Source organism: Novosphingobium sp. BL-S-19 (assembly GCF_055521675.1).
This window is the reverse complement of record NZ_CM145498.1, coordinates 1,547,892-1,559,539: the sequence shown is the minus strand read 5'-3', so window position 1 is coordinate 1,559,539 and position 11,648 is coordinate 1,547,892. Positions and strand designations below refer to the sequence as shown.

The 11,648-nt window shown below is 60.5% G+C and carries 6 protein-coding genes; 4 read left to right on the top strand and 2 right to left on the bottom strand.

What is annotated here, in order from left to right; all coding sequences use genetic code 11:
- The first annotated feature begins 36 nt into the window (after positions 1-36).
- Positions 37-1,308, top strand: coding sequence for a DUF1214 domain-containing protein (locus ACZ1JV_RS15595; RefSeq protein WP_465152266.1), 1,272 nt, complete (start codon positions 37-39; stop codon positions 1,306-1,308).
- 175 nt (positions 1,309-1,483) lie between these two features.
- Positions 1,484-1,852: a DUF1622 domain-containing protein gene (locus ACZ1JV_RS15590; protein ID WP_465152265.1), complete on the top strand. Its 369-nt coding sequence runs from the start codon at positions 1,484-1,486 to the stop codon at positions 1,850-1,852.
- A gap of 15 nt (positions 1,853-1,867) precedes the next feature.
- Here ACZ1JV_RS15590 and ACZ1JV_RS15585 read toward each other — a convergent pair whose 3' ends face one another.
- The gene (locus tag ACZ1JV_RS15585; RefSeq protein ID WP_465152264.1) at positions 1,868-3,370 is read right to left on the bottom strand and encodes a DUF1254 domain-containing protein; all 1,503 of its coding nucleotides are present in this window, start codon (positions 3,368-3,370) and stop codon (positions 1,868-1,870) included.
- A 312-nt stretch (positions 3,371-3,682) separates the two neighbouring features.
- Between ACZ1JV_RS15585 and ACZ1JV_RS15580 the strand changes: the two genes are divergently transcribed.
- Positions 3,683-4,687, top strand: a complete 1,005-nt coding sequence (locus ACZ1JV_RS15580) for a SphA family protein (RefSeq protein ID WP_465152263.1) — start codon at positions 3,683-3,685, stop codon at positions 4,685-4,687.
- A gap of 45 nt (positions 4,688-4,732) precedes the next feature.
- On the opposite strand, the gene ACZ1JV_RS15575 is transcribed toward ACZ1JV_RS15580, so the two are convergent.
- On the bottom strand, positions 4,733-6,172 hold the full coding sequence (locus ACZ1JV_RS15575; protein ID WP_465152262.1) for an arylsulfatase: 1,440 nt from the start codon (positions 6,170-6,172) through the stop codon (positions 4,733-4,735).
- Positions 6,173-6,559: 387 nt separating this feature from the next.
- Here ACZ1JV_RS15575 and ACZ1JV_RS15570 point away from each other — a divergent pair, with 387 nt between their 5' ends.
- Positions 6,560-11,458 carry an autotransporter outer membrane beta-barrel domain-containing protein gene (locus ACZ1JV_RS15570; RefSeq protein ID WP_465152261.1) on the top strand — a complete coding sequence of 1,633 codons (4,899 nt, stop codon included), beginning with the start codon at positions 6,560-6,562 and terminating at the stop codon, positions 11,456-11,458.
- Positions 11,459-11,648 lie beyond the last annotated feature (190 nt).

Here is an 11,648-nt window from a genome sequence, read left to right as displayed (position 1 = left end):
TCATCGAGGGTGGTCTCTCAAGAGGATGGTACTCTTATGGCTTCTGCGCAATCCAACGCAGCATCCGAATTTCTCCCGGATTCGGCAGTCAGTGATGCCTACATCTATTTGCTCGGCAGGCTGTTGATCACCAGGCAGCAGCAGGCCGACTTTGACGAGGAAGGGTTTGTCTGGAACCAATTGCTCCATCGCAAGCCGGGCCAGGTCGACTGGCCCAACCCCAATCTCGACGTCGCCTATTCCGAGGCATGGGTAACGATTGACGAAGCGAGCACGCTGCTCGTGACCGTGCCCGAGATCACCGGCCGTTACTATACGGTGGAGTTCATCAATGGATGGGGCGAAACGCTGGCCAACCTCAACGAACGTTGCCACCCCGATCATCCGAGCGGGCTGTTCGCCATTTGCTTCCAGGGCAGCAAAGTGGAGGTTCCTAGCGGCGCCTTGCGGGTGGATGTGCCGGCGAAAACCATGCGCGTGCTGCTTCGCGTCGAACTCGGGGCGAATTGGGATGAGGCCATCGCCCTCCAGCACCAGTTCAAATTCGAGATCCAGGGAAACCCGCCGGCGCCTGAAATCCCCCGTACCGTCATGTTCGACATGGCTCATTTACCGGGCGTCGAAGCGTTTGATTCCGCTGAGCTTGCGATGCAGGAAAAGGACCTCAGCCCCTTGGACGACATGCAGGGGAAGGTTCGCGCCGTAGTCAGCGAGATTGCCGATCCTACGCGCCGTGCCGAAGTCGACGAGGTAATTCGGTCGAAAGCGCAGGCCGACTTTGCGGCCGCCGCGCCTTACATCGGGCGGGGCTGGATCCGCAACGGATGGGCCCGGGAAAGCTGTTGCGGGCATTGGGGCACGGATTGGTTGACCCGTACGACCGTTAACTACGGCGGAATCTGGGCCAACGTGATGGACGAAGTGGTCTACTACCGCGGGGCCTTGGACAAGACCCTGAGCTGGGTGGAAGCCGACGGTACCTACTCGCTCACGTTTCCGGCGGATGCACTGCCCGAAAAATTCGCGCGGTATTTCTGGTCGATTATCGCGGTCGATCGGCAGTTCCGCCACGTGCTTCCCAACCCACTCGAACGCTATCTGCTCAACAAGGAGTCCGGCGTCGTTAAAAGCGGCGATGGTTCGCTCACCTTATATTTCGGCCCGGCCAAGCCGGAGGGTGCTCCCGATGCCAACTGGCTGCCTACGGGAGCCGGGAAGCCCTGGAGCCTGACATTTCGTTTCTATGGTCCGCAAGGCGGCGTTGCTGACGGAACTTACTATCCCCCGCCGCTGGTTCGATTGGCATGATGCGGCGGAGCAGGAGCACCAGTTGGGTTATACCTGGTCGCAAATCCCGTAAGCAGCCATAAGCGACTTGCCTGTGGCATCGGCCCGTGCCTTTGCCGTACCTACAGACATTACCACCCATCACATCGGTAGGAGTCTGGGTGTTAACAGCGACGCGCATCGTCATAATCAGGCTATGGACACCACAGTCGATATCGTCGCTACAGCAGCAGCGCTCTCGTTGGAACTGATGGCCATCGTCATCGTCCTGATTGGAGGTGTCGAAGCGCTCTGGCATGTGGCGAACCGACTGATCCGAGGACCGGATTGCGCCTGGTCCCGCCGTACCATTTGGCTTGGCTTTGCCTCCTGGATTCTCCTAGCGCTGGAGTTCGCTTTGGGTGCGGATATCGTCCGAACGGCGGTCGCACCGAGCTGGGACGATATCGGCAAGCTGGCCGCGATCGCGGCGATACGGACAGGTCTGAGTTTCTTCCTCGAACGGGACATTGGGGGCATGAACGAAGACCCGGGCCCTTTGCGCAAGGCTCCAGACAGGGGGTAGGTTTTCACCGCCACGCTAACGAACCCGGTTGACCTCCGGCAGCACATAGCTTCCATTCAAAATCGGTTCGGTCGGCACATAAGCGCGCAATAGCAAGGCGAACTGGTCATCGGGAGCGGGCAGCCAGTTCGCCTTGCCTTCGGCATCGGCAGGCTCCTCATGAGAGAGCACCAGCGTCAACGAGCCGTCAGCGCCGAACGCCAATTCGTTTGCGTCCAGGTTCACGGTGCCGATGTTGTGCCGGCCATTGGGGCTGGTGGGCATCATGAAATAGTCGCGATCGTACATGGTCAGGGACCAGAAGCCGCCTTTGGCCGGATCGATCGGGGGCAGTTGCCCTTTCTCGAAGCGCATCGTGTAGCGGTAGCGGCCTTGCAGGAGCGCCCCTTCGGCATCCGTTCCGCGGATCAGGTAGGTCGCTTCGCGGTAGTGGTTGACGTAGATGTAGATCACCGCCGCAAGTGCCCGCCCGTACCAATCCGTACCCCAGTCGCCGCCATTTTCCTGCCGCTGCCAGCCATTACCGGCATCGGTGCCCACCTGATCGTACCGCGCGCCCTCGTAGAGTTCGGCATCGGCGGTCAGCGCAGCGCGGTCCAACAGCGCTTTCCAGCGCGGATCGCTCTGGCGCAATCCCAGCAGAGTCCGCGCCTGAGCCGCCATGGCCGCATCGTTCACGCCCACCTTGGGATTAGCGTCCAGAGCCTTTTCCAGATCGTCCCAGAAGCTCGCACCGTGGACCGGCCGGATACGCAGCAGATCCGGATCGGCGGCCAGCATCTCAGCGGTCAGCCCAGCGGGGTAGACCTTGTTGCGCGCGCTTGCCTCGCAATCGAACTTGCGCCGGCCCGGCGCATCCGCGCTTAGCGGATAAGCCCCCATCTGGTTGAGCACCGCCCGCGCCCTGGCCTTCCCCTCCGGCGTGCGCGCGGCAAAGCTACGCGCCATGGCCACACCGATGTTCGTCGGCGAGCGCAGCACATCCACGAACCCTTCGGGTGTACTGCCCTGCCAATCGGGCCCTACCCATAGGTACTTACCCGCCGGCGTCGCCGATGCCGAGCCCAATTGGTGCGTCACCGTGGTGAAGGCATCGACGATCTGGATCGTCCAGTAATGCCCCTGGGGCACGTCGTCCGGCGTCTGGATAACCACCGGCTCATCGCCCAGATCGGCGAAGCAGGCGCCGTAGATCGTGTCATTATTGGGCGTCACCACTTTGCGCTGGGCAGCGGGCAGATAGTCGTCGACATAGCCCATCCAGTTCTTGGGGCAGCCGGGAAACAGCCCCATCGCCATACCGGGCCCATGCCCTTCCATAAGCGCCCAAGTGCTGGTCCGCCCCACGGTGTTCACCAGTGGATGCCCCCAGACATAAACGACGCGGGCCAGCGCTTCGACATAGTGCTCGCTGGTCAGGCTGGCGGGCACGCCGGCACCGTTGGCCAGCCCCGGATTGGCCGGCGTGAACTGGCGGACGAGGTATGGTGCCTTTGAACGGGGCGAGGTATCGACCATGACGGAAATCTCCTGGCAATCGCTCGCCGGAGCCTACCCGCCTTCGTTCACACCAATCATTGGGATGAACCCGCAAAACAGGGCGTAATGTCGTGTAGGAAACAGGCAAAGGCGCAAGCTTGTCCCATACTAATTCGCAGACGGCAAAGCGCCTCGGTGCCGAAAAGGGCAATCGTGGAACTCACCTAAACGCGCTGGACCTGGCGGGAGCTGCCGTTGCCGCCGGGTAGCAAACCTTCCTGATCTCGGTACTATCACCAATGGCAGTAGATCCGGTCCGCCCTAGTGTTCTCCGCGGTTCGGAGGATATCGATGACGACAAGCTGGTGGAAAACGAGCGCATTTTTTGGGAAGTGCGTGGTCGTAGCAGTTGGTGGTACTTGCCTCGTTGAACCAAGCCATGCCTCCGAAGGGGGCGCCTCGTTCTATTTACTCGGAGGAAGCGGTCCCGAAGCGGCAATCATGCCACCGGTTGAAGGCGTGTTCTTCGACGACACGATCTACGTTTACGATGGCAAAGCGAAAGCCGATCGGCAGTTTGTGATCGGCGGCAACGTCGTGGCCGGTGCGCATGCAACGCTCGTCGCGGATTTTGGAACAGTCATGTGGGTACCCACCACCAATTTCCTGGGTGGAACATTGGCAATCAGCGGCTCGCTTCCAGTTGGCGCCCCAATGGTCAACGTGAGCGCCGTGGTTACTGGTCCGGCAGGTGGAAGCGCATCCGTTAGCCGACGCGATTCCGCGCTATTGGTAGGCGATCCTGTTGGCGCCATTCTGTTGGGATGGAAAGCAAACAAGCTTCATGCCCAAGTGTCCGCCACCGTAAATGTGCCGGTCGGCAATTACCGCGAAGGGCAACTTGCCAACGTCTCCTTCAATCGCTGGGTCGTCGATACATCGCTCGCAACCACATGGAACGACCCGAAGACGGGATGGGACATTTCTGCTAAGGCGGGCTTCACCTTCAACGGTAAAAATTCTGCGACCGACTATAAGACCGGCACTGAGTTTCACGTTGAAGGCTCGCTGGAAAAGACTTTGTCGCCGGCTTTTTCCGCCGGAGTTCAGAGCTATTACTTCCAGCAGGTGAGTGGTGACAGCGGTGCAGGTGCGATCCTTGGCCCTTTCAAGGGGGAGGTCGCCGCGATCGGCGCTACCATGGCGCTGAACGTCAACATGGCGGGGTTACCAGCGACTTTTCGCGTTCGTGCGTTCAAGGAATTCGACGTAACCAATCGATTGAAGGGCGAAGCATATTTCCTCAGTCTAAGCCTACCCCTGCACATGGTAATGCCTGCCAGCGAAGGGAAATGAGGAAAGGCTTCAACAGAGGCAGCAGCTTGCCGATGAGGCGCCGTATCACCGTGCCTTTGGAGGTACGTACGGATCAGGCGTTCCTGGCGCGATCGGGGGGTAGCGCTTCAGGCTCGCTTCGAAGTCCGCGACGATCTTCATCATCGGGCCGCCGACCCAGGCATTTGGTGTCAGGGTCGCCCCATATTCCTCCTTAGGGTCGTTGAGCAGGTCATAAATCTTGGGGACCCCGAGCTTGATCGGCGAAGACCACCAATCTCGCTCCTGCTCGTAGAAGGCCATCTTCCAGTTGTGCCATTTGACGGCTTCCAACCGGTCGGCGACGAAGACGGGGAAGCCGTCCCTTGCGGAATGATCCGTTCGACCGAACAGAAATGCGCTTTGATCGACACCGTCAATCGCCCGGTCCCCAGGAACCTTTGCGCCGGTTATGCTCGCAAAAGTTGTGAAGGTGTCGACCGAATGGACGATCTCGTTGCTGACGCGCCCTGCCGGCACATTGCCCGGCCATCGGATAATGAAGGGAGTACGGAGCGAACCTTCCATATGCGTGAAATAATACCCGCTCCAGGGGCCGGACGTGCCCTGTGATGGAAACGTGGGATCTGGACCATTGTCGCTGGTAAAGACGACGATCGTGTTCTCCCGAATGCCAAGTTGGTCGATTGTATCAAGCAGCTTTCCAAAATTCGCGTCCATCTCGGCGAGGCAGTCGGCGAAATCTCCATTGCCCGTGCGGCCGGCAAATTCCTGGCTTGGCAAGGCGGGAACATGAACCAGCGTGAAGGGAACGTAGGCGTAGAAAGGCTTCCCTGACTGCGCGGCGCGCTGCATGAAATCAGTGGTCCGCTTGACGATCTCCTGATCGATCCCGCGTCGTTGATCGAGGTCGTAGATGCCCAGCTCTCGGCTTGGCTCGCCCTTGCGGCCCTCCATGACATGCATGAATGGAATGCCTGCAGCGCGCGCGCCGGGCTGTGACGGAAACATCGACTCATCGGTGGTACGCGGAATACCGTACCATTCATCGAAGCCCTGCGCATTGGGCAGCCTTCCCTGTGAACTGCCCAGATGCCACTTGCCGAACGCGCCGGTCATGTACCCTGCGTTCGACAGGGTCTCGGCCAGCGTCACTTCCCATTGCGTCAGCCCGTCCAGCAATCCCGGCAGAGGCACCGAATGCGTGCCAGAGCGGATAGCGAAACGCCCCGTCAAGATGGCGGACCGGCTAGGCGTGCATTGCGCCTCCACATTGAAGTTGGTGAGACGCATGCCTTCGGCGGCCAACCCGTCAATACGCGGTGTCGGGGCCCCCCGCAGCTCGCCTCCGCCATAAACCCCGAGCTCGCCATAACCAAGGTTATCCATGAGCACGAACAGGATGTTCGGCCTGCTTCGAGGCGGTTGCGCGAAACCCTTTTTAGAAAGCGATACGGCCGCGAATGCCCCCAACATTCCGAGAGCACTTCGACGATCTGCTTCCATCCTCGGTTCTCCCTGAAATGATCCCGCAATCATTGCTCGGCAGGCGAGGTGCAGCCATTGGGGATTACCCCAAAGATGAAGCATGATGCCCGCGACTGCAGCTTCTACAACTGCTGGTATTGCTCGCCCATCGGCTCAAGCCTGCCCGTCTCTTCAACGCCAGATCTGGCCGCTTAAGCTTTAGCGAACTGCGAGCTGTGAACATCGGCCTTCGAAAATATCTTGAGCTCACTTTCACCATGATGGCTTTCGATCTGCGATAATCCGAATATTATTCCAATTGCAACCAAGCGGATTATCGAGGGTATTTCACTAGGTATTACCCCCCGGTTGTGGGCTAACGCATCAAACTGGCAGGCTTGATTGAGACGCGACTGGGAGCCGTTGATGCTCGAATGGTGCGAATTCTCAAATCGAACAGATGCGATCTCGACGCGCAAGCAAGCGAGGATCCGTCACGCCTGCCTGCTGCTAAGCACCTCGACGTTGGCGGCGAGCGCGGGGCTTGGAATTCCGCTTTCGCCTATTGCAGCGCAAACATGTCCTACCCCGATTTCGGTTACCGGTACGTCCTGCACCTTGCCTGCTGGGACGACCGTTACAGTGTCGACAGCCAATTCGACCGGAATCGCTGTAGGCGGCGCAACCGGCCGGATCGACGGAGATACCGTAACGATCAATCTTGGAGCAGCAGGAACCACCGGTGAGGCCGCCACAGCCCATGGAACGATCATTCTGACCGGTAGCACGGTAAAGACATCGTCGACGACCGCAGCAGCCAGCTTGGGGCAGACCGGCCTCGTTTCAACCGGCGCGGGAAGCCAGCTGAGCTTTCTAACCGGTACCGTCGCCATGGGGACGCAGACCGGGGCCACAATCATCAACAATCTACTGGCGGTGCACGCCGTCGACGGCGGACTGGTGACACTGACAAGCAGTGCCATATCCACGCGCGGCGGGGCGACCGGCACCGGCAACGATGCCCTTGTTGCGACAGGGCAAGACAGCGTGATCGACATGTCGGGCGGGTCGGCCAGCACGCTGTCGCGCAGTTCGACCGTGGCCCGTGCCGAAGTTGGCGGAGAAATCCGGCTGAACAATGCGGCAGTTTCCACCGCTGCCAGCGCCAACGGTCAGCGCGGGCTGTGGGCCACCGGAAGTGACGCCGCCGCCGTCGCCAGCAAGATCACCATGACCGGCGGATCGCTGACGCTGGGCTTGGGCACAACGGCCGCCAGCGACATGGTGGCGGCTTATGCCGGCGACGGGGGAGACATAACGCTCTCCGGCACAACGGTCCTAGTCCAGGGCGGCAATAGCGGGACAACCAGCTTTTCCGACCACGCCCTCGTTGCGGCGGGAGGCGGCAGTTCCATCACCATGGCCGGCGGATCGGTTACAACCACCTCCCGCGCATCCTTCGGTGCCCGGGCCGAGAATGGCGCACTGGTCTCCATCAGCGGCGGTGCCACCATCGCCACGACCGGGACCACATCATCGGTGGCACCGCTGGCGCCCAACACGGGGAGCTATGCCCTGTCATCAAGCGGAGCTGGCAGCCTCATTGAAGTGCAAGACTCCTCGGTAACGACCGCTGGCGCATTTGCCGATGCCGCGCGCGCGGAAAATGCGGGCTCGATCTCGCTGACGCGGGTGATTCTAGGCAGTAGCGGGAGCACGGCGCAAGGTCTGCTTGCGCTTGGCAGCGGAAGCGCCATCACGGGTTCGGCGGTTACCATCACGACCACGGGCGCTGCAGCAAGCGCGGCGCGAGCAGAAGGCGGTGCCACCATCACTCTAATCGACGGCAGCGGTCTCAACACAGCAGCGGGGGCAAGTCACGGCCTTATCGCTACAGGATCGGGCAGCCGGATCGAGGGTACGGGAACGACAATCGTCGCCGCCGGCACGTCAAGCAACGCAGTGCGCGCCGAGGACGGAGCCAGCGTGTCGCTGACCGGAGGATCGCTTCGCACTACCGGCGCGGGGCCCTCCGAAGCACTCAACACGGCCGCCGCCGACGTGCGGTCGGGCGGCATGCTGGATCTCTCCGGGATTACGATCACGACAACGGGCGCCAGGGCTGATGGGCTACATGCAGAAGGCGCGGGATCGCAAATCCACGGCAGCGATCTTATCGTCTCGACAAGCTGGACCCAAGGCAATGCCGCCGCCAATGCCGTCGATGTGCAGAATGGCGGGACCGTCATTCTGGAACGCAGCCAACTGACTTCGGTCGTCACGGCCGTCAACGTCGGTCTGGCGGCCGATGTGACGCCCGCAACTTTCACCGCAACTGATACGATCATCGTGGCAACCGGGCCGACAGCGCCGGGCCTCAACGCCACTGGAGGAGGGACGGCCCGGCTCACGGGAGGCTCAGTCACCTCCAACGGCATCAACTCGCCCGCGTTGCAAGCAGGAGGCGCTACCATATTCGCAACGGATGTTGCGATCAGGACCACTGGGAATGGTCGCTCCTACGGCGTCCTTTCCGCGGGCAACAGCAACGTGACCGTTGTCGGCGGTTCGATCGCGACCACAGGCGAGCCCGAAAACCCTTTCACCGCAAACGCGCGCAGGCCGGAAGCCTTGGTCGCCACCAATCCCGGTGGCCTGTTGAGCGCGTCGGGCGTCTCTGTCACGACCAGTGGTGTCGAGGGGTTCGGTATAGTGGCCGATGACGGCGGCATCATCACGTTGACAGACAATCACATTGCGACATCAGGGCTGGCGGCGATCGGTCTCTACGCCGGTATCGATCAGGACGGCGCACAATTCCTGGTAAGCGTCACCGGTACCGATCAGGTTGTCGAAACCCAGGGCGAGCGCGCTTATGGCGCCTATGTTTCTCGGGATTTTCTGAGCGGAACGGCTACCATGGATCTCACCGGCGGTTCGATTACGACCGGAGGAGACAATGCAACCGGCCTCAGAGCGATAGGCGGAGGCGTGCTCTCCGCCCGGCAGGGCAGCGTTACCACCAGCGGAGCGCGCGCCTATGGGGTGCAGGCGCGCTACTTCGTTGATGCGATAGTCGCGGATTCTCGAAACGAACCCACCTCGGTATCCCTTGCCGATATGGTGATTCGCACGAGCGGAGCTTCTGCGCACGGCGCCCTTGTCCAGAACGGCGCCTTGCTTGCCGGCACAAACGTCGACATCTCCGCCAGCGGTGCATCGGCGATGGCGCTCTACTCGATTGGCGAACTTGCCGGCACGTCGATCGATTTTGCTGACAGCCGCCTGATCAATGCCGAGGGGCCAACAATTGGGGTAGCAGGTGTCAGCCGGATATCGTTGGTCAGGTCAGTCGTCGGACGGCCACTGGCAGACGGCGGCAATGCCCAATGGCTGCTGGTGGGTGCAACGGCAGACTTTCCCGCTTTGCTCGCCGAACCGCCCATTCGGGGAGATTCAGACGACGATCCAGCTATAACCGCCTTTACTCTCGCGAGCAGTTCGTTGCCGGCTGCGCTCGCATTGCCGGGAACCGCTGACATCGAGATCTATGCCTCTACGCTAACCGGCGCGGCGACTACTCTGCCGGGCAGCACATCGAACGTCACGTTGAACGAACACAGTCACTGGGACATGACCGGCAGTTCGAACGTCACCAATCTGTCAAACATCCAGAGCGGCATTTTCTACACCGCGCCAATCGGCGATCCAACCAGCAGCGCTAGCTACAAGACGCTGAATACCGTGAATTATTCAGGTGGCAACGGACTGATCGGCCTTCACACCTACCTTGCCGGCGACGGTTCGCCCTCGGACCTGCTGGTGATCGATGGAGGTGCAGGCTCGGGTTCGAGCAGGCTGCAAATATCGAACTCCGGGGGGGCTGGCGCCCTGACGGAGGGGAACGGGATCCTCGTCGTCGATGCGATCAATGCGGCGACCACCACAGGCGGGGCCTTCGCGCTAGCCAGCCCCGTGATCGCCGGACCGTACGAATACAATCTGTATCGCGGGAGTGTGGACGCCTCGGCGCCGGAGAGCTGGTTCTTGCGGAATACGCTGCCGACGCCGACGCCCACGCCCACGCCCACGCCCACGCCCACGCCCACGCCCACGCCAACTCCAACGCCGACCCCAACGCCAACTCCTACGCCGACCCCAACGCCAACTCCTACGCCCACGCCAACGCCAACTCCAACGCCGACCCCAACGCCAACTCCTACGCCGACCCCAACGCCAACTCCTACGCCGACCCCAACGCCAACTCCTACGCCGACCCCAACGCCGACCCCAACGCCGACCCCAACGCCGCCTCCTGCACCCCGGCCATATTATCGGCAGGAAACCTCAGTCTACTCGGCGGTGCCAGCGATGCTCGCAATCTACGGCAGGCAAATTCTCGATACGTTGCATGAACGTGTCGGCAACGAGGAGCAGATCCGCGGGAATCCGGCACTCGCCGATTCAAACAAATGGGCTAACGGCATCTGGGGCCGCACGATTCTCCGGCATGGGCACACGAGCGGCGACACGCTTGGGATTTATGGCAATGATGGCCCTTCCTACAAATCGGACTTGATTGCTTTCCAGGCTGGGCTGGACGTCTATCGCCGTACGGAAAAGCGCGACGATGGTACCGAGGGAGACCGCGACCATGCCGGTATCATCGGCAGTTGGGGGACAATGGACGCCGAAATTGATCACAATCTGATCGATTTCAAATTCCGGGCCGGCAAAGTCGATATGCAGAGTTGGTCGCTTGGCGCGTTCTGGACGCATTTCGAACCGAACGGCGCCTATCTGGATCTGGTTGGCCAAGTCACTTGGCACGACATCCGAATGCGTTCGCTCCGGTTTGAGAGGGTCAAGACGAATGGGTTTGGCTTAGCCCTTTCAGCCGAAGGAGGCTATCCGGTGCCGCTCGACGAAGATTGGAAACTGGAGCCGCAAGTCCAGCTGATCTACCAATCTTTTGACATCGACAGCTTCGACGACCCCGCCGCCCATGTCCGCTTCCGCGATCTCGATTCGCTAACCGGACGCGCCGGTTTCCGGCTGGCACATGTGGGTGATCTCGAAGGATGGCTGCGCGGCAATATCTGGCACGAGTTTTTAGGCGGCTTCAGTACCGAATTCTCGTCAGCAGACGGTTATGTCCCGTTTGAAACAAAACCGCCCGTAACGTGGTGGCAAGTGGGCGCAGGCATCAGTTTCCTGCTTCACCCGCAACTCACTTTGTTCGGTCAGGGCAGTTACGAGGAGGCATTTAATGCCGACAGTCACGCCTGGACTGCGAAGATCGGAGTTCGCGTAAATTGGCGATAGCACTGCCTGCGAAATAAACAGAAGACTCTTTGATGGACGATAATCCATTGTTTATAGCGGCATATGCATTGGACCATCCCCATCCTATATTCTACTAGACCGGGAATTTAACGTTTGCAAAAATTTAACCAATGACAATCCTTTAATAGGATTACTTTGGCATAAATTGCTCGCGATGTAATCGCAGTTC